Source organism: Sphingomonas lacusdianchii (assembly GCF_022664395.1).
GTDB lineage: Bacteria > Pseudomonadota > Alphaproteobacteria > Sphingomonadales > Sphingomonadaceae > Sphingomonas > Sphingomonas lacusdianchii.
This window is the reverse complement of sequence record NZ_JAKRET010000001.1, coordinates 487138-510891: the sequence shown is the minus strand read 5'-3', so window position 1 is coordinate 510891 and position 23754 is coordinate 487138. Positions and strand designations below refer to the sequence as shown.

At 68.3% G+C, this 23754-nt stretch carries 22 protein-coding genes; 21 read left to right on the top strand and 1 reads right to left on the bottom strand.

The window, feature by feature from the left end; genetic code table 11:
- Window positions 1-21: 21 nt before the first annotated feature.
- From MF607_RS02425 to ftsZ, 19 genes are all read left to right on the top strand, one after another.
- Complete coding sequence (locus MF607_RS02425) at window positions 22-1014, top strand: cysteine synthase A (protein ID WP_242115869.1); 993 nt, start codon at window positions 22-24, stop codon at window positions 1012-1014.
- A gap of 11 nt (window positions 1015-1025) precedes the next feature.
- Window positions 1026-1304, top strand: a complete 279-nt coding sequence (locus MF607_RS02420; protein WP_242115868.1) for a hypothetical protein — start codon at window positions 1026-1028, stop codon at window positions 1302-1304.
- 357 nt (window positions 1305-1661) lie between these two features.
- Window positions 1662-2132, top strand: coding sequence for a division/cell wall cluster transcriptional repressor MraZ (locus MF607_RS22895; RefSeq protein WP_242115867.1), 471 nt, complete (start codon window positions 1662-1664; stop codon window positions 2130-2132).
- Window positions 2129-3079, top strand: a complete 951-nt coding sequence (rsmH, locus tag MF607_RS02410) for a 16S rRNA (cytosine(1402)-N(4))-methyltransferase RsmH (protein WP_242115866.1) — start codon at window positions 2129-2131, stop codon at window positions 3077-3079. Before MF607_RS22895 ends, rsmH begins: the two co-directional genes overlap by 4 nt.
- Window positions 3076-3660 (top strand): hypothetical protein, encoded by a 585-nt coding sequence (locus MF607_RS02405; protein ID WP_242115865.1) that lies wholly within the window; start codon window positions 3076-3078, stop codon window positions 3658-3660. Before rsmH ends, MF607_RS02405 begins: the two co-directional genes overlap by 4 nt.
- On the top strand, window positions 3657-5372 hold the full coding sequence (locus MF607_RS02400) for a peptidoglycan D,D-transpeptidase FtsI family protein (protein ID WP_242115864.1): 1716 nt from the start codon (window positions 3657-3659) through the stop codon (window positions 5370-5372). Before MF607_RS02405 ends, MF607_RS02400 begins: the two co-directional genes overlap by 4 nt.
- The gene (locus MF607_RS02395) at window positions 5369-6784 is read left to right on the top strand and encodes a UDP-N-acetylmuramoyl-L-alanyl-D-glutamate--2,6-diaminopimelate ligase (protein ID WP_242115863.1); all 1416 of its coding nucleotides are present in this window, start codon (window positions 5369-5371) and stop codon (window positions 6782-6784) included. Before MF607_RS02400 ends, MF607_RS02395 begins: the two co-directional genes overlap by 4 nt.
- Window positions 6774-8162: a UDP-N-acetylmuramoyl-tripeptide--D-alanyl-D-alanine ligase gene (locus tag MF607_RS02390; RefSeq protein WP_242115862.1), complete on the top strand. Its 1389-nt coding sequence runs from the start codon at window positions 6774-6776 to the stop codon at window positions 8160-8162. The genes MF607_RS02395 and MF607_RS02390 overlap by 11 nt, the downstream gene beginning before the upstream one ends.
- On the top strand, window positions 8162-9232 hold the full coding sequence (gene mraY / locus MF607_RS02385; protein ID WP_242115861.1) for a phospho-N-acetylmuramoyl-pentapeptide-transferase: 1071 nt from the start codon (window positions 8162-8164) through the stop codon (window positions 9230-9232). The genes MF607_RS02390 and mraY overlap by 1 nt, the downstream gene beginning before the upstream one ends.
- Window positions 9229-10605, top strand: coding sequence for a UDP-N-acetylmuramoyl-L-alanine--D-glutamate ligase (murD, locus tag MF607_RS02380; RefSeq protein ID WP_242115860.1), 1377 nt, complete (start codon window positions 9229-9231; stop codon window positions 10603-10605). The genes mraY and murD overlap by 4 nt, the downstream gene beginning before the upstream one ends.
- Window positions 10602-11834 (top strand): FtsW/RodA/SpoVE family cell cycle protein, encoded by a 1233-nt coding sequence (locus tag MF607_RS02375; RefSeq protein ID WP_242115859.1) that lies wholly within the window; start codon window positions 10602-10604, stop codon window positions 11832-11834. The genes murD and MF607_RS02375 overlap by 4 nt, the downstream gene beginning before the upstream one ends.
- Complete coding sequence (gene murG, locus MF607_RS02370) at window positions 11831-12976, top strand: undecaprenyldiphospho-muramoylpentapeptide beta-N-acetylglucosaminyltransferase (RefSeq protein WP_242115858.1); 1146 nt, start codon at window positions 11831-11833, stop codon at window positions 12974-12976. Before MF607_RS02375 ends, murG begins: the two co-directional genes overlap by 4 nt.
- Complete coding sequence (gene murC, locus MF607_RS02365) at window positions 12973-14379, top strand: UDP-N-acetylmuramate--L-alanine ligase (protein WP_242115857.1); 1407 nt, start codon at window positions 12973-12975, stop codon at window positions 14377-14379. The genes murG and murC overlap by 4 nt, the downstream gene beginning before the upstream one ends.
- Window positions 14376-14570 (top strand): hypothetical protein, encoded by a 195-nt coding sequence (locus MF607_RS02360; protein ID WP_242115856.1) that lies wholly within the window; start codon window positions 14376-14378, stop codon window positions 14568-14570. The genes murC and MF607_RS02360 overlap by 4 nt, the downstream gene beginning before the upstream one ends.
- Complete coding sequence (gene murB / locus MF607_RS02355; protein WP_242115855.1) at window positions 14567-15448, top strand: UDP-N-acetylmuramate dehydrogenase; 882 nt, start codon at window positions 14567-14569, stop codon at window positions 15446-15448. Before MF607_RS02360 ends, murB begins: the two co-directional genes overlap by 4 nt.
- 172 nt (window positions 15449-15620) lie before the next feature.
- A complete protein-coding gene (locus MF607_RS02350) occupies window positions 15621-16544 on the top strand; it encodes a D-alanine--D-alanine ligase (RefSeq protein WP_347340853.1) in 924 nt (307 codons plus the stop codon).
- Window positions 16541-17470: a cell division protein FtsQ/DivIB gene (locus MF607_RS02345; protein ID WP_242115854.1), complete on the top strand. Its 930-nt coding sequence runs from the start codon at window positions 16541-16543 to the stop codon at window positions 17468-17470. Before MF607_RS02350 ends, MF607_RS02345 begins: the two co-directional genes overlap by 4 nt.
- A 13-nt stretch (window positions 17471-17483) precedes the next feature.
- A complete protein-coding gene (gene ftsA, locus MF607_RS02340; protein WP_242115853.1) occupies window positions 17484-18743 on the top strand; it encodes a cell division protein FtsA in 1260 nt (419 codons plus the stop codon).
- A 104-nt stretch (window positions 18744-18847) separates the two neighbouring features.
- Entirely contained in the window at window positions 18848-20368 is a 1521-nt protein-coding gene (gene ftsZ / locus MF607_RS02335) for a cell division protein FtsZ (RefSeq protein ID WP_242115852.1), read from the top strand.
- A 141-nt stretch (window positions 20369-20509) separates the two neighbouring features.
- On the opposite strand, the gene MF607_RS02330 is transcribed toward ftsZ, so the two are convergent.
- Window positions 20510-20662, bottom strand: a complete 153-nt coding sequence (locus MF607_RS02330; RefSeq protein WP_242115851.1) for a hypothetical protein — start codon at window positions 20660-20662, stop codon at window positions 20510-20512.
- An 18-nt stretch (window positions 20663-20680) separates the two neighbouring features.
- Between MF607_RS02330 and MF607_RS02325 the strand changes: the two genes are divergently transcribed.
- Complete coding sequence (locus MF607_RS02325) at window positions 20681-22570, top strand: SPOR domain-containing protein (RefSeq protein ID WP_242115850.1); 1890 nt, start codon at window positions 20681-20683, stop codon at window positions 22568-22570.
- Window positions 22567-23727, top strand: a complete 1161-nt coding sequence (locus tag MF607_RS02320) for a deoxyguanosinetriphosphate triphosphohydrolase (protein ID WP_431311881.1) — start codon at window positions 22567-22569, stop codon at window positions 23725-23727. The genes MF607_RS02325 and MF607_RS02320 overlap by 4 nt, the downstream gene beginning before the upstream one ends.
- The last annotated feature ends 27 nt before the right edge of the window (window positions 23728-23754 follow it).

The window sequence follows — 23754 nt, the reverse complement described above, 5'->3', positions numbered from 1 at the left end:
GTCCCGCGCCATCTGGAACCCATGCATATCGCCTCCGACACGCTCGCCCTGATCGGCAACACCCCGCTCGTCCGCCTCAAGGGGCCGAGCGAGGCTTCGGGTGCGGAGATTTTCGCCAAGTGCGAATTCGCCAATCCCGGCGCCAGCGTGAAGGATCGCGCCGCGCTGTCGATCGTCGAGGATGCGGAGGCGCGTGGCCTCATCCAGCCGGGCGGTACGATCGTCGAGGGGACGGCGGGCAATACCGGCATCGGCCTTGCCCTGGTCGCCAATGCCAAGGGCTATCGCACGATCATCGTCATGCCCGAGACGCAGAGCCGCGAGAAGATGGACACGCTGCGTGCGCTTGGCGCCGAGCTGGTCCTCGTGCCGGCCGCGCCCTATTCGAACCCCGGCCATTTCGTCCACACCAGCCGGCGGATCGCCGAGGAAACGCCGAACGCGATCTGGGCGAACCAGTTCGACAATATCGCCAATCGCCGCGCACATATAACCGGTACCGCCGCCGAGATCTGGGAGCAGATGGGCGGGCGGATCGACGGCTTCACCTGCGCGGCCGGGACCGGCGGAACGCTGGCCGGGGTCGGGCTGGGGCTCAAGGAAAAGGACGAATCGGTCACCATCGCCCTGACCGATCCACACGGCGCGGCGCTGTACGACTATTATGCCTGCGGTGAGTTGCGGTCGGAGGGATCGTCGGTTGCTGAGGGGATTGGGCAGGGGCGGATCACCGCCAATCTCGATGGCGCTCCGGTCGATACCCAGTTCCGCGTGTCGGACGCGGAAGGCATGGTTTGGGTCCGTCGCCTGCTGGCGGAAGAAGGGCTGTGCCTCGGCCTGTCGTCAGGCATCAACGTTGCCGGGGCAGTGCTGCTGGCACGGCAATTGGGGCCGGGCAGCCGGGTCGTGACGATCCTGTGCGATACCGGCTTCCGCTACCTTTCGACGCTGTACAATCCCGAATGGTTAACGGCGAAGGGCTTGGCGGTCGACAGCGCGGGGACTTCGGCGTAACAAGCGTCCGAATGTTGCCACGGTCCGATCAATCGCAACTGCTGCAACGCCTGCGCGTCGGGGCGACCGGTCTGGTGCTGGTCGTGCTGCTGATCGTGCTCGCCAGTGCGCTGTTCCGCTCGGCGATCGACGAGCCGCCGATTACCGAGGACGTCACCGCGGTCGATGAATCGGCCAATGTCGCGCTCGCCAACCTGACCGCCGGCAATCCCGACGAACCGCTCGCCGAACTGGGCATCGCACCCGGTACCGCGCCCGGCAACAACGCGACGTTCGCCGAAGCGCGCTGACCGCGTACGCGCGGCACCGATTACCGTAAATTCGTTGCCCGCGCCCCCTAGCTAGCCTCTGTCCGGTCGCCAATCCCAATGATGCCCATTCATTTCCGGTCCCGGTGGGGGGCGATCCCATCGGCGCGCGCCCTGCTGTCCACAATCGGTGGGCGAACAAACAACGTACAGCCCACAATCCACCGGTCTGGTGGGGTAAAATCCCACTCTCACCCAACTTCTCCCATTGTGACCCAAGTGTAGTTTTGGTACCTCTCGAACCGTCACAGGGGGCAGGTCCTGGGATCGTCGAACTTTCTCGCGCGGCGCGTATTTGCCGGGCGCGACGCTTCTCCTGCGTCACCAAACAGGGGCGATGTGTCGGACAGGGAACTCTACCTGAGCTACGGGCTACAGGCGGTCGACGCGAAGGGTCGCGTCGCAGTGCCTGCCAAGCTGCGCTCGGTGCTGGAGAAGAATGCCGACGCCCGCGAACTGCTCGTCAAACGCCATGGCAAGCATGTCTGCCTCAGTGCGTTCGACACCGCCTGGCCCAAGATCCTGTACTCGCGCCGGCCGCAGGGCAGCGATGAGGATGTCGACACCGACTATAACGTCGCGGGCAAGGCGTTCGGCAATCTCGAATCGGCGCCGTTCGACAGCGCCGGTCGCTTCGTGCTGCCGACCTTCTACCGCCGCCGGGCGAAGATCGACAAATGGGCGTTCTTCCATGGGCGCGGCGACACCTTCAACATCTGGGACCCGTTCACCCTGATCGCCGACGAAGAGATCGACGCAGACACGCGCGAGCTGTGCGCTTTCCTGATGGAAGAGAAGGGGCTGCAATGACCGCCGCTCCGCATATCCCGGTCCTGCTGAACGAAGCGGTCGCGGCACTCGCGATCCAGCCTGGCGAGACCCATGTCGACGCGACGTTCGGCGCGGGCGGCTATACGCGTGCCATGCTTGCGGCGGGCGCGCGGGTGATCGCGTTCGACCGCGACCCGACCGCGCATGCCGCCGCCAAGCCGCTGCTCGACGAGGCCGGTGACCGGCTGACGCTGATCGAAGCGCCTTTTTCGGCGATGGCGGGCGAATTGGCGGCGCGCGGCATTGACGCGGTCGACGGGGTCGTGATGGATATCGGCGTGTCGTCGATGCAGCTCGATCAGGCCGATCGCGGCTTTTCCTTTCAATCGGATGGCCCGCTCGACATGCGGATGAGCCGGGAAGGAATGACGGCGGCCGAATGGCTCAACACCGCCGACGAGGCCGAGATTTCGGACGTGCTCGACCGCTATGGCGAGGAGCCGCGCCATCGCCGCGTCGCGAACTTCATCGTCGGCGCGCGGCCGTTGTCGCGTACCGGCGAACTCGCCGCCGTGGTCCGCCGCGCGCTCGGTCATCGTCCGCACGAGAAGAAGGACCCGGCAACCCGCGCGTTCCAGGCGATTCGCATCCACCTGAACGACGAACTGGGCGAACTGACCGCCGGGCTGGATGCGGCCGAGCGGGTGTTGCGCCCGGGCGGGCGGCTGTCGGTGGTCAGTTTCCACAGCCTCGAGGACCGCATCGTCAAGCGGTTCCTGCGCGAGCGCGGCGGGGCGATGCCTGCCGGTTCGCGCCACCGCCCGGTGGTGGTGCAGGGACCGGCGGCCAGTTTCGGCAGCATCGCCAAGGCGGTGCGGCCAGGTGACGAAGAAGTGACGATCAACCCGCGCGCGCGTTCAGCGACGTTGCGTGCGGCCATTCGCACGGCGTCCGCGCCGTGGAGTTCGAACGGGAGTGCGATGTGATGGGTGCGTTCGGGTTCGGAACGTTGGGCAAGCTGGTGGCGATCGGCGTGATGGCGCCCGCCTTCTACCTCGTCATTTCGCAGGGGGCGGCCGAGCGCGGCCGGGTCGAGGCGGTCGAGCGATCGATCGTACAGGCGCGCAAGGATATCCGCGCGCTGGAAACCGAATTCGACACTCGCGCGAACATGGCGCAGCTCGAACGCTGGAACGGGGACGTGCTGGCGCTCGCCGCGCCGCGCGCCGAACAATATGTCGGCGGCGAACACCAGCTGGCGTCGCTGCCGGGCCGGACCGAGGGCGGTAACGTCGCGCTCGCCTATGTCGTGCCGAGCGCGCCGATGGAACTCGCACCCCCGACGCCCGAACCCGCGCCTGCCGCCGCTGCACCCGCCGCCGCCCCGACGCCGGTGAAGGCCGAGCCCGCCCGTACCGTCAGGCCGGTCGGTCCGGTCCAGACGGCAAAGGCCGATGTGATCCCGGCCAAGGCGCGGGCGGTGGCGATGCTCGACCGAACCCTGCTAAGCGATGCGACCATGGCCGATCTGGCCCGTTCCGCCCGCAAGGAAGCCGCCCGCCCGTGATCGTCGTCGTCGCCCCGCCGCTCAACCAGCAGCGTGCCGACGGCGCGCGCCATACGCTGGTGAACATCGCCCATTATCGGTTGATGGTGCTGATGCTGCTGTTCGCGGCAGGGGTGGCGGCGATTCTCGTGCGGCTGATGCTGCTCGGCGTCATGGCCGAACCGCGCTCGGCGATCGCTGCGGAATCGGCGCTGGTCCCGTTGCGCGGCGATCTGGTCGATCGCAACGGCGCGCCGCTGGCGCGCACCATCGATGCATGGTCGATCGCCGTGCGCCCCGACAAGGTGATCGGCGACAAGCGGCAACTGGCCGAACAGCTGGCGGCACTGATGCCCGACCATGACGCCGGCTATTATTACGCGCAGCTCAATCTCGACCGCAGCTTCGTCTATCTTCGCCGCCGCGCGCTGCCCGAACTGGTGCAGCAGGTGAATGCGCTGGGCGAACCCGGCATCGCGCTCGGGCGCGAACCCGAACGCCTCTATCCGCAGAGCGCGATGGCGGCGCATGCGCTCGGCTATCTCGACATGGACGGGCGCGGCGTGCGCGGTATGGAGAAGTTCCTCGACGCGCGGCTGGTCGACCCGGCCGAGCGCGGGCGTCCGGTCGCGCTCAGCCTCGACACCCGGGTACAGGCGGCGCTGGAAAGCGAGCTCGCCAATGCGATGGCGGTGTTCCAGGCACGCGGCGCCGGAGGCATCGTCCTCGACAGCGATACCGGCGAAGTCATCGCCATGACCTCGCTGCCGACCTTCAATCCCAACCACGTCACCGCCAACACCGGTCAGATGAATACGGTGACGCAGGGCGTGTACGAACTCGGGTCGGCGTTCAAGCCGCTGACCATGGCCGCCGCGCTCGACGACGGCGTCGTGCCGTCGCTGTCGAAGCGCTATGATGCGACGCAGCCGCTGGCGGTGGGCGGCTTCCGCATCCGCGACGATCATGCCCAGAAGCGTTGGATGAACATCCCCGAGATCCTCGTCCATTCGTCGAACATCGGCACGGCCCGCATCGCCGACGAAATGGGGCAGGCGCGGATGGAAAAGCTGTTCCGCTCGCTGCATTTCGACGCGGCGCCCGATCTGGAGGTCGAAAAGTCGCGCCCCATCTGGCCGCATTACTGGGGCCGGACGACGACGATGACCACCGCTTATGGTCACGGCATCGCCGTCACCCCGCTGCACCTTGCCAGCGCCTATGCCGCGCTGGTCAATGGCGGCATCTGGCGCCCGGCGACGCTGATGAAGCTGAAGCCCGGACAGGCACCCGCCGGACGCCGGGTCTTTTCGGAGGCGACCAGCGCCAAGATGCGCGCGCTGCTGCGCCTGATCGTCACCGACGGCACCGGTCGGAAGGCGGAGGCCCCCGGTTTCCGCGTCGGTGGCAAGACCGGCACCGCCGAAACGGTCGGCGCCGGCGGCGGCTATTCGAAGAAGGTCAACGTATCCACCTTCGCCGCGGTCTTCCCGATGGATCGCCCGCGCTATGTCGTGATCGCGATGCTCGACAGTCCGAAGGGGACGAAGGAAACCTTCGGCTTCACCAGCGCGGCATGGACCGCCGCCCCGGTCGTCAGCCGGGTCATCTCTCGCACCGGACCATTGTTGGGGGTGATTCCCGACGCCAATGCCGATATCGACGTCACCGGATTGCGCGGGCTGCTGTGGCGCGCGCCGGGTGATGCGAAGAAGCTGGCGAACGTGGAATGAGATTGGGAACGATTACCGGCGGTGGCGAACCGCAGATCGTCACGGGGTTTGCGATCGACCATCGCAAGGTCGCACCGGGCACCGTGTTCGGCGCGTTCGAAGGGGCGCGGGTCAACGGCGAGGACTTCATCCCCGCTGCCATCGCTGCCGGCGCGATCGCCGTCGTCGCCCGCCCCGAAGCGGTCGTGGAGGGCGCGGTCCATATCGCCGCCCGCGATCCGCGCGAGGCCTTCGCCCGTGCCGCTGCACAGTTCTTCGCGCCGTTTCCGCCGACCTGCGTCGCGGTCACCGGCACCAATGGCAAGACCAGCACCGTCGAAATGGTGCGTCAGCTTTGGCGGATGCAGGGGCATCATGCCGCGTCGATCGGCACGCTGGGCGTCACCACCGCCGACGAACGCGTCACCACCGGGCTGACCACGCCCGACATCGTCACCTTCCTGTCGAACGTCGCCGGGCTGGCGCGCGAAGGCGTGACCCATGTCGCGTTCGAGGCGTCGAGCCACGGCCTGTCGCAATATCGCACCGAAGGACTGCCGGTCCGCGCCGCCGCCTTCACCAATCTCAGTCGCGATCACCTCGACTATCACGGCGACATGGCGACCTATCTGACCGCCAAGCTGCGGCTGTTCGCCGAGATGCTGGCCGATGACGGTACGGCGGTGGTGTGGGTTGACGATCCGCATGCCGACCGCGTGATCGATCTGGCGCGGGTGCGCGGCAACACGCTCATCACCGTCGGCGAACATGGCGACACGCTGCGCCTTACGGGACGCGAGCCGAGCCTGCTCGGCCAGGCGCTGACGATCGAGGCCGAGGGGCAGGCGCACAAGGTGCAACTGCCGCTGATCGGTGCCTATCAGGCGGCGAACGCGCTGACGGCGGCTGGCCTTGTACTGGCGACCGGCGGAACGCTCGCCGCGACGTTGGCCGGGTTGGCCCGGTTGCAGCCGGTGCGCGGGCGACTGGAGCGCGCGGTGATCCTGCCGAACGGCGCGCCGGTCTATGTCGACTATGCGCATACCCCCGACGCGCTGGAAGCCGCCATCGCGGCGCTGCGTCCGCATGCCGAAGGCCGGCTGATCGTCGTGTTCGGCGCGGGCGGCGACCGCGATACCGGCAAGCGCGCGCCGATGGGCGAGGTCGTCGCGACCCATGCCGATGTCGCGATCGTCACCGACGACAATCCCCGCACCGAGGACGCCGCGACGATCCGCGCGCAGGTGCTGGAGGGCGCGCCGAACGCCACCGAGATCGGCGACCGCCGCGCCGCGATCCGTGCCGCGTGCGAGATGGCGCAGGCCGGCGACATCGTGCTGATCGCGGGCAAGGGGCATGAGCAGGGCCAGATCGTCGGCGACATGATTCTGCCCTTCGACGACGTGCAGGTGGCGCGTGACTGTGCGGGCTGATGGAGTCGGTCCGCTCTGGACCTCGGCAGCGATCGCCGCTGCGACCGGCGGGGTTGCTTCCGCCGACTTCCATGCGGACGGCGTAGCCTTCGACAGCCGCGAGGTCGGCCCCGGCGACCTGTTCGTCGCGCTGTCGGGCGAAGCGACCGATGGCCACCGCTTCGTCGCGCAGGCGTTTGCGCAAGGGGCGGCAGGGGCGCTGGTATCGCAACCGGTCGACGGGCCGCACGTGCTGGTGTCCGACACCATCGTTGCGCTCGACCAGCTCGCCCATGCCGCCCGCGCGCGCGTGGCCGGGCGGATCATCGGCGTGACCGGATCGGTCGGCAAGACCGGCACCAAGGAGGCATTGTTCGCGGCGCTCGACCGAGTCACCTTCGGTCAGGCGCATCGATCGGTCAAAAGCTACAACAACCATACTGGCGTGCCGCTCAGCCTGTCGCGGATGCCGGCGGCGACGCGGGCGGCGGTGCTCGAAATGGGCATGAACCATGCGGGCGAGCTGTCGAAGCTGACCCGGCTGGTCCGGCCGGATATCGCGATCATCACCACCATCGCGCCGGCGCACACCGAATTCTTCACCGGCGAAGATGCGATCGCCCGCGCCAAGGGTGAGATTTTCGAAGGGCTTACCCCCGGCGGCGTCGCCATCGTGCCGTATGACAGCCCGCATCGCGACACGCTGATCGCCGCCGCACAGCCCCATGCCGGCCGCATCGTCACCTTCGGGTTGCGCGACGGCGCCGATGTCCGCGCAATCGAACATGTCCGCCTGTCGAGCGGCGACAGCTTCGTAACCGCCCGGCTAGGCGATCGCGAGATCAGCTATACGCTCGCCCCGCCCGGCGAACATTGGGTCGCCAATTCGCTGGCGGTGATGGCGGCGGTCGATGCGTTCGGCGGCGATCTCGGCGTCGCCGGTCTTGCGCTCGCCGATCTCGACGGTCTCGCCGGGCGTGGCGCGCGGCGGCGGATCAAGGTCGGCGACGGCGAGGCGCTGGTCATCGACGAAAGCTACAACGCCAATCCTGCCTCGATGCGCGCGACGCTGAAGGTGCTGGCCGCCGAACGTGCCGAACGCCGCGTCGCGGTGCTCGGCGAAATGCGCGAGCTCGGCGAGTCTTCGGACGCCTATCACGCCGCGCTGGCGGTCCCCGTCGACGAAGCGGGTGTTTCGCGCGCCATATTGGTGGGGGAAGGGATGCTCCCCCTCGCCAAGGCGCTTGAGGGGCGCGTCGAAACCGTCCATGTGCCCGACGCCGCCGCCGCCACGCGGGTCCTGTCGGACCTGCTGCTGCCGGGCGACGCGGTGCTCGTAAAGGGATCGAACGGGGTGGGGCTGGCGCGGGTCGTCGCCGACCTGTGGGGCCAGGACTGATGTTGTACGAAATTGCCGAATATCTTGGCTTTCCCGGTGTGCTGAACCTGTTCCGCTATCTGTCGTTCCGCACCGGTGCGGCGACGGCGACGGCGCTGTTCCTCGGCCTGATCATCGGTCCGCGCTTCATCGGCTGGCTGCGCGTGCGCCAGGGCAAGGGGCAGCCGATCCGCCTCGACGGGCCGCAGACCCACCTCGCCAAGCGCGGCACGCCGACCATGGGCGGGCTGATGATCCTCACCTCGCTCACCACGTCGGTGCTGCTGTGGATGGACCTTGCCAACCCGTTCGTCTGGGCGTGCCTGTTCGTGACGCTCGGCTTCGCAGCGATCGGTTTCCTCGACGATTATGACAAGGTGCGCAAGGCGAGCACCGCGGGCGTGTCGGGCCGGGTGCGCCTGCTGCTCGAATTCTTCATCGCCGGGGTCGCGAGCTGGATCATCATCCGCCAGACCGGTACGATGCTGTACGTGCCGTTCTTCTCGGGCGTCGCGATCGATCTGGGGCCGTTCTACGTCATCTTCGCCGCCTTCACGATCGTCGCGTTCGGCAATGCGGTGAACCTGACCGACGGGCTGGACGGGCTCGCCACCATGCCGGTCATCATCGCCTCGGTCGCGCTGATGCTGATCGTCTATATGGTCGGCAACGCCAAGTTCGCCGCCTATCTCGGCATCCCGCACGTGCTGGGGGCGGGCGACCTCGCGCTGTTCTGCGGCGCGATCGTGGGGGCGGGGCTGGCGTTCCTGTGGTATAATGCGCCCCCGGCGGCGGTGTTCATGGGCGATACCGGCAGCCTCGCGCTGGGCGGCGCGCTGGGCGCGATCGCCGTATCGTCGCATCACGAAATCGTGCTGGCCATCATCGGCGGGCTGTTCGTAGTCGAGGCGCTGTCGGTCATCATCCAGGTGTTCTGGTACAAGCGCACCGGCAAGCGCATCTTCCGCATGGCGCCGATCCACCATCATTTCGAACAGCTCGGCTGGGCCGAGGCGACGGTCGTGATCCGCTTCTGGATCATCGCCTTCGTGCTGGCGCTCGCCGGCCTCTCGACGCTGAAACTGCGGTGATTGTCGCCACCGCCTGGGCGGGGAAGAGGTTCGCGGTGCTGGGACTGGCCCGCTCCGGCGCGGCGACGGTGCGGGCGCTGCTCGCCGGTGGCGCGGAGGTCGTGGCGTGGGACGGTGATGCAGCAAAGCGCGACGCCCTGTTTCCCTCTCCTCGCTTGCGGGGAGAGGGTCGGGGAGAGGGGCCTTCTTCTTCTACGCCATCTCCCGCCACACCCCCTCTCCCAACCCTCTCCCCCATGGGGGAGAGGGCTTTGGTGTTTGCCGATCCGATGACGTTGGACGCCGTCGAGGTCTACGATCTGGACGGCATCGTCGTCTCGCCCGGCGTACCGCTCAACCGCCACCCGATCGCCCAGTATGCCGGCGGTGTCCCCATCATCGGCGACATCGAACTCTTCGCGCAGGCTCGCCGAGACCTCCCCCCGCACAAGGTCGTCGGCATCACCGGCACCAACGGCAAGTCGACCACCACTGCGCTTGTCCACCACATCCTCGACCAAGCCGGCATCCCCGCGCGCATGGGCGGCAATATCGGCCTGCCGATCCTCGCGCAGGACCCGTTGCCCGCGGGCGGCGTCTATGTCCTCGAACTGTCGAGCTACCAGATCGACCTGACGACCAGTCTCGACTGCGACGTCGCAGTGCTGCTCAACATCACCCCCGACCATCTCGACCGCTATGCCGGCTTCGAAGCCTATGCCGCGTCGAAGGCTCGCCTGTTCGCGATGCAATCGTCCGGCCATGCCGCGATCATCGGCACGGGTGACCCGATGTCGACCGCCATCGCCGACACCCTGCCGCACGCGACCCGCATCGCCGTGCCCGCCGATGCGCCCGCCTATGGCCCCGCGCTCGCCGGCCCGCACAATGCCCAGAACGCGCTGACCGCCATCGCCGTGTGCGAAGCGCTCGGCCTCGACGCCGACACCATCCGCGCCGGCCTGCAAAGCTACCGCGCGCTGCCACACCGCATGGCGCACGTCGCCGACGTAGAGGGCGTCGCCTATGTCGACGACAGCAAGGCGACAAACCCCGATTCCACCGCGCCGGCGCTCAACGCGTTCGGTCGCATCCATTGGATCGTCGGCGGCCTCGCCAAGTCCGACGACCTCGATGCCTGCCGCCCCGGCTTCGGCAATGTCGTGCGCGCCTACACCATCGGCACCGCCGCCGATCGTTTCGCCGAGTTGCTCGCCCCCGACATGCCGGTCGAGAATGCCGGCACCCTCGACGCGGCGGTCCGCAGCGCCGCCGCACAGGCGCAGCCCGGCGACACGGTCCTCCTGTCGCCGGCCTGCGCATCATTCGACCAGTATAGCGATTTCGAAGCGCGCGGCCGCGCCTTCGCAGCAGCGGTGGAGGCTTTGCGATGACCGATATCGGACGCGGGCGGGATGTGCGCGCGCTGCGGCAACGCGTTGAAACCATCCAGGGGCGCAGCGCCCGCTCGCCGATCGGCGCGTGGTTCCGCGAAGTCGACCGGGTGCTGCTGCTGATCGCGATGGTGCTGATCGCGATCGGGCTGGTCGCGGTCGCGGCGGCCTCGCCCGCCTCTGCCGTCCGCTACTCGGGCGGCGACGTCACCGTGCCGCCGATGATGTATTTCTGGCGACAGGCGGGGTGGATCGGCCTGTCCTTCCCGGTGATGATCGCGGTGTCGATGCTGCCGGTCACGTTCGCCCGGCGGTTGTGCCTGCTCGGCACTGCGGTGCTGGTCCTCGCACTGATGGTCACGCCCTTCGTGGGGGTCGAGGCGAACGGCGCACGACGCTGGGTCAGCCTCGGCATTGGCCAGTTCCAGCCGTCCGAGTTCCTGAAACCCATGTTCATCGTCACGACCGCGTGGTTGCTGTCGCTGCGGGCCAAGGATCCGCAACTGCCGATGCTGCTGGTCACCGGCGCGCTGACCGCGGTCATCGCCGGCTGCCTGATGCTGCAGCCCGATTTCGGCCAGACGGTGATCTTCTGCGGCGTCTGGGCGGCACTGCTGATCGTCGCGGGCATTCCGGTGCGGACCATGGCGTTGCTCGGCGGGGCAGGGGTCGGGCTGGTCGCTGCCGCCTACACCTTCTACGGCACGGCGCGGGTTCGCATCGACGGCTTCCTGTTTCCGGATCCCGAAAGTGCCGCGACCGACAGCTATCAGGTCGACATGGCCCATGCCGTGCTGACCGCCGGTGGCGCGATCGGCACCGGTCCCGGCGGCGGGCGGGTGAAGTTCAAGCTGCCCGAAGCGCATACCGACTATATCTTCGCCGTGGTGGGCGAGGAGTTCGGCCTGATCGCCTGCGGCATCATCGCACTGATCTTCCTCGCCATCGTCGTGCGGGTGTTCGTCCGTCTGCTCGATGAGGAAGACGCGTTCAAGCTGCTCGCCGCCGCCGGCCTGGCGGTACAGTTCGGGGCGCAGGCGCTCATCAACATGGCGGTCAATGTCGGTATCGCGCCGTCGAAGGGAATGACGCTGCCGTTCATTTCCTATGGCGGGTCGTCGATGATCGCGCTGTCGATCGGGATGGGACTGCTGCTCGCTTTCACCCGCCGGAACCCGTATCTGACCCGCTCACCCTATGGCCAGCAGCGCTGGAGCGGAGCGAAATGAGCAAACATTATGTCCTCGCCGCCGGGGGCACCGGGGGGCATATGGTCCCGGCGGCGGCGCTGGCGGTCGAACTGACCCGGCGTGGCCACCGTGTCGCGCTGGTCAGCGACGAACGCGGCGTGCGCTTTCCCGACCTGTTCGACGGTATCCAGACGCACGTCCTGCCCGCCGGGCGGTTGAGCGGCGGCCCGATCGGCTGGCTGAAGGCCGGTCGGCAGATGCTGGCCGGGCGGTCGATGGCGATCGAACTGTACAGGACGTTCCGCCCCGCCGCCGTGATCGGCTTTGGCGGCTATCCGGCGCTACCCGCGCTGCTTGCCGCCTTTGCGCAGAAGGTGCCGACGATCGTCCACGAACAGAACGCCGTGCTCGGCCGGGTCAACCGGCTGGTCGCGGGCAGCGTCGATGCCATCGCGACCAGCTATGAGGCGGTCGAGCGGCTGAAGGACAAGCATGTCCCCAAGACGCATCTGGTCGGCAATCCGGTGCGCGACAGCGTGCTGGGCTTGCGCGAGCGTCCCTATCCGCAACTCGATGCCGATGGCATCTTCCGCGTACTGGTCACCGGCGGCAGCCAGGGGGCAAGCGTGCTGAGCCAGGTCGTGCCCGATGGTCTCGCGCTGTTGCCGGTCGCGTTCCGTCGCCGGATGCAGGTGACGCATCAGGCGCGGATCGAGGATATCGATGCGGTGCGTGCCAAATATGCCGAACATGGCATTCCGGCGGAAATCGCGACCTATCTGCCCGACCTGCCCGACCGGCTGGCATGGGCGCATGTCGTCATCGCGCGCGCAGGGGCGTCGACGATCGCCGAACTGACTGCGGCGGGGCGTCCCGCGATCCTCGTGCCGCTGCCCGGCGCGACCGACGATCATCAGACCGCGAATTGCCGCGAGATCGTGTCGGCCGGTGGCGCGCGTGCGATCGCCCAGTCGCAATTCACCCCCGCGGAACTGGCCAAGCAGATTCAGAAGCTCGGCCTCGATCCCGCTGCGCTCGCCAACGCGGCGGCGCGTGCGCGTAGTTGCGGGCGGCCGTTCGCGGTGCGCGATATGGCCGATCTGGTCGAAAGCATCGACGCACCAAAGGCGAAAGTGGGCAAGGTCGCCCCCGCCAAACGACAGAAGGAAGCATTTGCGTGAAGGGTGTCGCGACCGATATCGGCACGATCCATTTCGTCGGCATCGGCGGCATCGGCATGTCGGGCATTGCCGAGGTGATGCACAATCTCGGCTATAAGGTGCAGGGATCGGACGTCGCCGAGGGCTATGTCGTCGACGGCCTGCGCGCGCGCGGCATCGACGTGCATATCGGTCATAGGGCGGAAAATGTGGAGGGCGTGGCGGTCGTCGTCACCTCGACCGCGATCAAGCCCGGCAATCCCGAACGCGACCATGCGCTGGCGAAACGCATTCCGGTGGTGCGCCGCGCGGAAATGCTCGCCGAACTGATGCGGCTGAAATCGACGGTTGCCGTTGCGGGGACGCATGGCAAGACGACCACGACCTCGCTGATCGCGGCGCTGCTCGACGCCGGCGGCGTCGACCCGACCGTCATCAATGGCGGCATCATCAACAGCTATGGCTCGAACGCCCGGCTCGGTGCCTCCGACTGGATGGTGGTCGAGGCGGACGAGAGCGACGGCAGCTTCCTGCGCCTCGACGGCACGATCGCGGTCGTCACCAACATCGACCCCGAACATCTCGACCATTATGGCAGCTTCGACCGGGCGAAGGACGCCTATGTCGAATTCATCGAGAATGTGCCTTTCTACGGCGCGGCGGTGCTGTGCCTCGACCATCCCGAGGTGCAGGCGCTGATCCCGCGCATCCGCGACCGCCGCATCGTCACCTATGGCTTTGCCGCCCAGGCCGACGTGCGCGGTGTCGAGGTGACGGCGGGCCGCGACGGCAACCGGTTCGACTGCGTCGTGCGCGACCGCGACGGCCAGACGCGGACGATCGCCGGCATCCATTTGCCGATGGCCGGCCGCCACAATGTCCAGAACGCGCTGGCGGCGATCGCCGTCGCGGTCGAACTGGGCCTCGACGACGCGACCATCGCGCAGGGTTTCGCCAAGTTCGGCGGCGTGAAGCGCCGCTTCACCCGTGTCGGCGAAGTGGCGGGCATGACCGTCATCGACGATTACGGCCACCATCCGGTCGAAATCCGCGCCGTCCTCTCCGCCGCACGCGAAGCGACCGGCGGCCGGGTGATCGCCGTCGTCCAGCCGCATCGTTACAGCCGTCTCGGCGCGCTGATGGACGAGTTCGCACAGGCGTTCAACGACGCCGACGCCGTCCATGTCCTCCCCGTCTATGCCGCCGGTGAAGCCCCGGTCGCTGGCGTCAGTGCCGAGGCGCTGGTCGACGGAATCCGCCTGCGTGGCCACCGTTCGGCACAGGTCGCCGCCGACAAGGACGCGCTTGCCAAGGCACTTGCGGCCGAAGGGCAAGAGGGCGACCTGATCGTCTGCCTCGGTGCCGGCGACATCACCAAGATCGCCGCCGGCCTGCCCGCCGCGATCGAGGGCAAGCTGGCATGAGCGACTGGTTCTCCACCGCGATCGAGATGCAGCGCGAAATCCTGCGCGCGCAACAGGCGCAGCTCGATGCGGCGAAGAAGCTGCTCGACACCGCCGAACAGCGCGACCTCGGCGAAGTTGGCAAGCAGGTCGCCGATGCGCAGGCCGAGGCATGGACCGCCTGGGCGCGCTTCTGGGGCGTCGGCAAATGAACCTGCCGCCGGTCCGTGGCCGGCTGACCGCGAACGCACCGCTGGCCCCGCTCGTCTGGTTCAAGGCGGGCGGCGCGGCGCAGTGGCTGTTCGAACCGGCCGACACGGACGACCTTAGCGACTTCCTCCGCGCACTCGACCCGTCGGTCCCGGTCATGGGGCTGGGTCTCGGCTCCAACCTGATCGTCCGCGACGGTGGCGTGCCCGGCGTCGTCGTCCGCCTCGGCAAGCCGTTCGCCCGGGTCGCGGCAGACGGCCTGACGCTGACCTGCGGCGGCGGGGCGAGCGGCATCCTCGTCTCCTCGACCGCGCGCGATGCTGGCATCGCCGGCGTCGAGTTCCTCCGCTCGATCCCCGGCACGGTCGGCGGCTTCGTACGGATGAACGGCGGCGCCTATGGCCGCGAGGTCGCCGACGTGCTGGTCGAGGCGCAGGTCGTGACCCGCGACGGCACGCTGACGACGCTGGGAAAAGCCGACCTCAACTATCGCTACCGCCACAGCGACCTGCCCGAAGGCGCGATCGTCGTCTCCGCCACCTTCCGCGGCGAAGCAGGCGATCCAGTGGCGATCCAGACCGAAATGGACCGCATCGCCGCTGCCCGCGAAGCCTCGCAGCCGCTCCGCTCTAAGACCGGCGGATCGACCTTCAAGAACCCCGACGGCCACAAGGCATGGGCGCTGGTCGACGCCGCCGGCTGCCGGGGGCTGCGCAAGGGCGACGCGCAGGTGTCGGAAAAACACTGCAATTTCCTGCTCAACACCGGCAACGCCACCAGCGCCGATATCGAGGCGCTGGGCGAGGAAGTCCGCGCGAAGGTGCTCGCCGCCTCGGGCGTGACGCTCGAATGGGAAATCCAGCGGGTGGGGGTGGCGTGACTGATCTTTGCCAAACCCTGCCGTTTGGTTCGAGCAGCTTCGAGCGTAGTCGAGAAGCGCCCGTCGAGAACATCGTCGTTTGGGGCAACCCCTTCTCGACTTCGGGTCTCGACAAGCTCGACCCTGCGCTCGAAGCAAACGGGTATAGTGTGATAGCAAAGGAACCGACCGCGTGACCGACCCCCTGCACATCGTCGTCCTCATGGGGGGCTGGTCGTCGGAACGCGAAGTCTCGCTCATGTCCGGCAACGGCGTCGCCACCGCGCTCGAGTCGCTCGGCCACCGCGTCACCCGCATCGACATGGACCGCAACATCGCCGCGCGCCTGACCGAAGCGAAGCCCGACCTCGTCTTCAACGCGCTGCACGGCTCGCCCGGCGAGGACGGCACGGTGCAGGGCATGATGGACCTGATGGGGCTGCGCTACACCCATAGCGGCCTCGCCACCTCGGTCATCGCCATCGACAAGGTGCTGACCAAGCACGCGCTCGTCCCAGCCGGCGTCCCCATGCCCGGCGGCCGGATCGTCAAGACCGCCGAACTCCACGAACGCGACCCGCTCCCGCGCCCCTATGTCCTGAAACCGGTCAGCGAAGGATCCTCGGTCGGCGTCGCGATCGTCACCGACGACAGCAACTATGGCAATCCGATCGCCAAGGACGCGAAGGGGCCATGGCAGGAATTCGACGAACTCCTCGCCGAACCCTTTATCCGTGGTCGCGAACTGACCACCGCCGTGCTCGGCGACCGTGCGCTCGGCGTCACCGAATTGAAGCCCAAGAGCGGCTTCTACGATTACGACAGCAAATATACCGACGGCCTGACCGAACATGTCTGCCCCGCCGACATTCCCGACGATATCGCGCAGGCGTGCATGGCCTATGCCGTCACCGCCCACCGCGTGCTCGGCTGCAAGGGCGCGTCGCGCACCGACTTCCGCTGGGACGATACGCAGGGCATCGAGGGCCTGTTCATCCTCGAAACCAATACCCAGCCCGGCATGACCCCCTTGAGCCTCGTTCCCGAACAGGCGCGCCATGTCGGCATGAGCTACGAACAACTCGTCGGCTGGATCGTGGAAGAGGCGATGCGATGACCCAGACCGGCAAGCGCGTCGTCCAGACCCGCACCGTCAAGCCCAAGCGCCGCGTTCAGCAGAAGCGCCCGGTCCGCGCCTCTGTGCTCGATCAGGCGGTGGCGGCACTGCCCGGTGGCGCCGCCACCGCCCGCCGGATCGTCGGCTGGAGCCTGACCGCCGGCGCGGGCGCCATCGTCATCGCGCTCGCCAACTGGTTCGGCCTGTTCGGCATGGTCGGCGTCGCCGCTGCCGAAGCGGTCGGATCGGCGGGCTTCCGCGTCGAACAGATCGAAGTGACGGGCCTGAAGCGCATGGACGCGACCTCGGTCTATGCCGTCGCGCTCGATCAGCGGTCGCGGGCGATGCCGCTGGTCGATCTCGACGCCACGCGACAGAAGCTGCTCGGCTATGGCTGGATCGCCGATGCGCGCGTCTCGCGCCGCCTGCCCGACACGCTGGTCGTCGACGTGGTCGAACGCGATCCGGCGGCGGTGTGGCAGAACAAGGGGCAGTTGATGCTGATCGACGAGGGCGGCGTGCTCCTCGACGGGGTTCAGCCCAACCGCATGCCGCGCCTGCCGCTGGTGATCGGCGATGGCGCCAATGCGCAGGAACCCGCCTATCGCAAGCTGATGGCCGCCGCGCCCGCGCTCAAACCGGTGGTGAAGGCGGCGGTGTGGGTCGGCAATCGCCGCTGGGACATCTTGTTCCAGACCGGCGAACGGCTGGTCCTGCCCGAAGGGGACGCCGAGTCGGCAAAGGCGCTGGTCAAGTTCGCGCAACTGGACGGCACGCTGGGCCTGCTCGGCAAGGGCTATGACCGGTTCGACCTGCGCGATCCGACCAAGCTGGTCGTGCGGATGAAGCATGCGACGCCGAACGAGGTCGAGGATGACGGGTCGGACAATCAGGCGGCGGCGGCACCGCTGACCGACGCCGACTGAACAGGGGGGGCATATGGCGAAGACGGCACCGGAAGGAATCATCACCGCACTCGACATCGGCACGTCGAAAGTGTCGGCACTGATCGCGCGCGCCGACGACAGCGGCGAACTGACCGTGCTCGGCACCGGCCAGCGCGAAAGCAGGGGCGTCAAGCGCGGCTATATTGCGGACATGAAGGCGACCGAGACGGCGGTCCGCGAGGCGGTCGAACAGGCCGAACGCATCGCCGGCTTCAATATCGAGGATGTGTGGGTCAGCTTCTCGGCGGGCGGCCTCGTGTCCGATATCGTCAAGCTGGAGGTCGATCTCGGCGGCCACCGCGTCGAGCAATCCGATATCGATGCGCTGCTGAAGGCCGGCCGCAACGCCATCGATCCGGGACAGCGCATGGTGCTGCACGCGCAACCGATGCGCTACACGCTCGACGGGCTTGGCGGGGTGAAGGAGCCGAAGGGGCTGCACGCCGACCGGTTGGGCGTCGAGATCCATGTCGTCGCCACCGAAGGCTCGCCGGTCCGCAATCTCGACCTGTGCGTCCGTTCGGCGCATCTCGAAACCAAATCGATCGTCGCTGCCCCCGTCGCGACCGGTTTGGCATGTCTGTCGGAGGAGGAGCGCGAACTGGGTGTCGCACTGGTCGAAATCGGGGCGGGGATCACCAACGTCTCGGTCTTCGCCAATGGCGTGCTGACCGGCCTCGCCTCGATCGCGATGGGTGCCAGCGACATTACCGACGACGTCGCCTCCGCCTTCGGCACCAACCGCGCACAGGCCGAACGGCTCAAATGCTTCTACGGGTCGGCCAACATGTCCCCGCGCGACAATCACGACATGATCGAGGTCGCCCCGGTCCGCGCCGAGGAGGATTCGGAAGGGACCCGCATCACCCGCGCGCAGCTCATCACCACCATCCGCCAGCGGCTCGAACGACTGGTCGGCGAGATCGGCAAGGAACTGCGCCGGTTGAACTTCGACGATCCGGTCGGGCGACAGGTCGTGCTGACCGGCGGCGGTGCCGAACTGAAGGGGATCGCCGACTATGCGCAGCAGGCGCTGGGCCGTCCCGTCCGCGTCGGTCGTGCCCGCGGGCTGACCGCGCTGCCGGAGGCGCATTCCGGCCCCGGCTTCGCCACGCTCGCCGGGCTCGCCATGTTCGCCGCGTCGAACCCGGTGGATTTGCGTGCGTTACAACCGACGCAACAAATGGTATCGCGTCCCAGCACGGGGGCGCTGTTCCAACGGCTGCTGACGGCATTTCGCGCCAACTATTGACTTTTTATTACCATCGGGCCGCGGGGGACTAGGATCGCCTCGCCGCTTGATGCACAACGGCATGGTAATTGTGCCCGGTGCCGGCCGGGACAGGGAGACCGAGTATGAGCATCGAATTTCTGGCACCCGACGTGGATGAACTGACCCCGCGCATTACCGTGATCGGGGTCGGCGGTGCCGGCGGCAACGCGATCGCGAACATGATCCGTGCCGAGGTGCAGGGGGTCGAGTTCCTCGTCGCCAACACCGACGCGCAGGCGCTGAAGCAGTCGTCGGCGCCGCAGCGCATCCAGCTTGGCGCGAAGATCACGCAAGGGTTGGGTGCCGGCAGTCGTCCGGAAATCGGTCGCGCCGCGGCCGAGGAAACGATCGAGCAGGTCCAGAAGAGCCTCGAAGGCGCGCATATGTGCTTCATCGCCGCCGGCATGGGCGGCGGTACCGGCACCGGTGCGGCCCCGGTGATCGCGAAGGCTGCGCGCGAGATGGGCATCCTGACCGTCGGCGTCGTGACCCGTCCGTTCGCGTTCGAGGGCAAGCGCCGCGCGAAGTCGGCCGAGGCCGGCATTGAGGAACTGCAGAAATATGTCGATACGCTGATCGTCATCCCGAACCAGAATCTGTTCCTGATCGCCAACGCCAACACGACCTTCAAACAGGCCTTCGAAATGGCCGACGAAGTGTTGCAGCAGGGCGTGCGCGGCATCACCGACCTGATGGTCATGCCCGGCCTCATCAACCTCGACTTCGCCGACGTCCGCTCGGTGATGCAGGAGATGGGCAAGGCGATGATGGGCACCGGCGAGGCCGAAGGTGACAATCGCGCGATCGAGGCGGCGCAGCAGGCGATCGCCAACCCGCTGCTCGACGGCGTGTCGCTGAACGGTGCCAAGGGCGTGATCGTGTCGATCACCGGCGGCGACGACATGCGCCTGCTCGAAGTGGACGAAGCCGCGAACCATATTCGCGAACTGGTCGACGACGACGCCAACATCATCTGGGGTTCGGCGTTCAACAGCGAGCTGGAAGGCAAGATCCGCGTCTCGGTCGTCGCGACCGGCATCGAGGACGAAGCCCCGTCGCAGGCACAGCCCGCCCCGGCCCAGCCCGAACCGACCCGCGCCTTCTCGTTCAACGCGCCGCGTCGTCCGGCCGCTGCCGCGCCCGTAGCGCCGAGTGGTGCCGCTGCCGACCATCTGCAGGAAGCCCCCGCGCCCGCGCCGATGGAGCGTTTCCCGCAGGGCGTGAGCCAGCCGTCGGCGTCCGAACGGGTCGTGCCGCATTCGACCTATGACGCGCCCCAGCACATGCCGCCGCAGGCACCGGTGCAACCTTCGCACGCTGACGAGGACGAACTGGTGCTCGGTGCCGAGGCCGCCGCGCCTGCGCCCGCGCCGACCCCGGCAAGCGATTTCGGCGCGTCGTCCAGCGAAGGCCGTCGCCGCTGGCTGACCCCGGAAGCGCCCGCCGAACCGGCCCCACGCGAGGAAGCGGCGCCGACGCGCAAGCCCGGCGGCACGCTGTTCGAACGCATGGCCAATGCCGGCCGCGCGCCCGCCCGCGGCACCGACGATGGCAAGGAACCGCTGGACATCCCGCGCTTCCTCCACCGTCAGAACAACCAGTAACCCCACCGCCCCGCGACCGGCATCGCGGGGCGTATCCCGGAAATCCTCCCCGCTCTGCGGGGAGGGGGACCATCCGAAGGATGGTGGAGGGGGATCGCCCCACCCGAAACGCCCGAAACTTTCCTACACGCAAGAACCCTGTCAGACTCGAATGCGGCGCCAGCCGCCCGCCCGGTCGCTCTGCAACACCTCGTTACGTGTAACCTTCGTCACCTTCGCCGCCCGTTCGTCGCCATGACCACTCGCTTCGTCGCCGACCCCGCCCAACCGCCATTCCCGGTTCAGCCCCGACATGGTGTAGCGAAGCCGCCCATGACCCGATTCCCGCTCCTGTCCGCGACCGCCCTGCTGCTCGCCACCGCCGCCCCGCTGCCCGTCGCGGCGCAGTCGGGCGCGATCGTCCAGTCCGTGACGACTCCCAACGCCGACCGCCTGTCCGAACAGATGCGCATTTTAGGTCGCAACCCCAACGACGTATCGGCGCTGGTCGAGGCCGGGCGTCTCAGTGGCAAGCTCGGCGACACGGACGCAGCGATGCAGTTCCTCGCCCGCGCCGAAAAGGTCGCCCCCAGCGACCCCCGCATCCGCGCCGCCCGCGCAGTTGCGCTGGTGGGCATGGAGCGGCCGGGGGAGGCGCTCGCCCTGTTCGCCTCGGCCGAACGCGCCGGCGTGGCGATGACGCCCTATCTGGCCGAACGCGGCCTCGCCTACGACCTGCTCGGGCAGGGCGCACTGGCGCAGGCTGATTATCGGCAGGTGCTGCGGGCAGGGGAGGACGACGAGGTCACCCGCCGCCTCGCGCTGTCGCTCGGCATCGACGGTAATCTGGCGGAGGCGACGAAAGTCCTGAACCCGCTGCTCGTCCAGAACGACCGCGCCGCATGGCGGGTGCGTGCCTTCACCCTCGCCATGTCCGGGGATGCGGCGGGCGCGGACAAGATCACCGCCAGCATGTTGCCGGGCTTTGCCGCCAGCCTCTCGCCCTTCTTCCGCCGGCTGCCGCAACTGGCCGGCGCAGATCGCGCCTTTGCGGTGCATTTCGGTCGTCTGGCGCCCACGCCCGAACGGATCGCCGACGCCCGACTCGCGCCGTCCTTCCCCGCACCGGTTCGCGCGACCGCCCCGGTAGCGGTCGCCGCTGCGACCCCGGCGCCCGCTCCGGTCCGCCAGCCCAGCGCCGCCGAACGTCGCCGTCAGGCCGCCGCCGAGCAGGCGCGCAGCACGGCGGAGGCGCAGGCCCGGCAACTGGCGCAGGCACGTGCCGACGAGACCGCCCGCCGCGAATCGCTGGCCCGCCTGAACGCCGAACGGGCGGCACAGGCGCAGCGCGAACGCGATGCGCAGCAACTGGCCGCCCAACAGGCCGAACAGGCGCGCATTGCCGAGGCGACTCGGCAGGAGGCCGAACGCGTCGCCGCGCGGCAGGCCGAGGAACGCCGCGTCGCCGCCGCCGCGCTCGCCGAACGCGACCGGCAGGCACAGGCTGCGCGCCCGCCGGTCCAGGTCGCCGCCGCGCCGGTGCCGGTCACCGTCGTCGACCGCCCGGCCGCAACGCCGCCGGCGACGCCGAGCGTCTCGACGGCCGCCGCGACCGTCGCCGGCCGCCGCGAATCGAACGACGACGTCCTCGCGCGGATCATCCGCAACCTCGACATTCCGGCCTCCGAACTCGGCGTCGGTCCGCCGCCCGCACCTGCCGCACCCGCCACCAGCACGACCTTCGCCGCTGACGCCGAAGCGGCGCGCCGTGCTGCCGCCAAGCGCGAAGCCGACGAACGCGCCGCCGAGGTCGCTAAGGCCGCCGAGGCCAGGAAGCTCGCCGCCGCCCGTGCCGCCGCTGCCAAAAAGGCTGCCGACGCGAAGAAGCTGGCCGACGAGAAGAAGGCCGAGGCCGCCGAAGCGGCGAAGCTCGCCGCCGCCAAGCGCGCTGACCCCGAACGCCATTGGGTACAGGTCGCTGGTGGCGCGAACGTTGCGGGGCTCCCCGCCGCTTGGGCGGTGATGGCCGGGAAGGCTCCCGCGCTGAAGGGGCGGCAGGCATGGACCACGCCGCTGCGTGCGACCAATCGCCTGCTGACCGGTCCGTTTAAGACCGATGACGAGGCGCAGGCGTTCGTCAACACGTTGCGCAAATCGGGGGTGCAGGCCTTCGCCTTCACCAGCGAGGTGGGTCAGAAGGTTACGCGGGTGCCGATCAAGTGACGGCCCCCTATGCCGCGAACCCGCATGCTCATGGCGGTCGGCTGCATTCCGAACCGGGCGATGCGACGCGAGGTCCGCGCGACGCGTTTCAGCGCGATCGCGATCGGGTCATTCATTCGATCAGCTTCCGCCGCCTGCGCCACAAGACGCAGGTGTTCATGGCGCCCGATGGCGACCATTTCCGTGTTCGGCTGACCCACAGCCTCGAAGTCGCGCAGATCGGCCGTGCGGTCGCTCGCACGCTTGGACTGAACGAGGACCTGACCGAAGCGCTGTGTCTTGCCCACGACATCGGCCATCCGCCCTTCGGCCATGCCGGCGAGGATGCGCTGGAGGCGGCGATGGCCGCGCATGGCGGCTTCGATCATAATGGCCAGACGCTGCGGACGCTGACCTGGCTCGACAGCCCCTATCCGCGCTGGCGGGGGCTGAACCTGACCTGGGACACGCTGGAAGGGCTGGCCAAGCATAACGGCCCGATCCCGACGCCCGGCTGGGCCTTGTCGGAGGCTGACGCGGCCCATGGTCTCCGCCTGAACGAATGGCCCTCGCTCGAGGCGCAGATCGCGGCGATCGCCGACGACATCGCCTATGACAATCATGACATCGACGATGGCCTGCGCGCCGGCTTGCTGACGCTCGACCAGTTGCTCAGCGTACCGTTCGTCGCTGCCGGATGGGACGCCGTGCGCAGGCGCTTCCCCGACGTGGCCCCCGAACGGCTCGTCGGCGAACTCACCCGGTCGCAGATCGGAGCGATGGTCAACGACCTGATCGCCGAGACGCAGCGCCGCGTTGCTGCCGCCGGTGTCGAGACCGTCGCCGATGTCCGCAGCACCGGCCAATGCCTCGCCCATTTCTCTCCCGAAATGGCGGAGCAGGAGCGGGTGCTGAAGCGCTTCATGTACGCCAATCTTTACCATCACCCGCGGCAACTGGCGGCGGCGGAGATGGCGGGGCGGGTGGTGTCGGGACTGTTCGCGGCCTATCACGACGATCCGCGGGCGATGCACGATGGCTGGCATACGACGCTGCCCGAGGCCGAACCCGATCGTAGCCGCCACATTGCCGATTTCATCGCCGGCATGACCGACCGCTATGCCGTCCGCTGCTATCGCGAGGTGGTCGGCCCGATCGACCTGCCCGAGGGGTTCTGACCGCATAGCAGCTTTTGCCTAAGCCGA